We start from the raw sequence: 548 nt of genomic DNA, 5'->3' as shown, positions 1-548 counted from the left end.
AATTTTCGATCAACACCGTCGGTGTAATCGACAGAAATTTTTCGCTGAAGACTTAGCGGCATAGCAAACTTAAACTTGGCAAAATACTGCCGATGAACAGGCTCAATTAGAACGGTTTTCGTTTAAATACAGAAACAAACAAAAACCGTTCCAATCATAGTCTTCTTAGCGTGTACTAAGTCCCTGTTCAGCGCGCTTCACGGCTTCACGAACTTGTGCCGGCGCCGTCCCACCAATGTGATTACGCGCATTAACCGAGCCTTCTAAGGTGAGAACATCAAATACGTCATCGACGATTGTGTCACTAAACTGTTGAAGCTCTTCTAAGCTCATCTCTGAGAGATCTTTGCCTTGTTCAATACCATAAGCAACTGCTTTACCCACTACTTCGTGCGCGTCGCGGAAAGGCATACCTTTCACCACTAAGTAATCTGCAAGATCAGTTGCCGTCGCAAAACCTTTTAACGCTGCATCGCGCATATTTGACGCTTTAACCTGCAAGGCTGGAACCATGTCAGCATAGGCACGCAAACATCCTTTTACGGTAT

At 45.1% G+C, this 548-nt stretch carries 1 pseudogene; it reads right to left on the bottom strand.

Features of this window, described 5'->3' with window-relative positions:
* Positions 1-165: 165 nt before the first annotated feature.
* A pseudogene (locus A3738_RS08820) lies at positions 166-548 on the bottom strand (argininosuccinate lyase); the annotation flags it as partial.

The organism is Oleiphilus sp. HI0066, from assembly GCF_001635725.1.
Note: the sequence above shows the minus strand (reverse complement) of the source record. Positions and strands in the feature narration are given on the sequence as shown.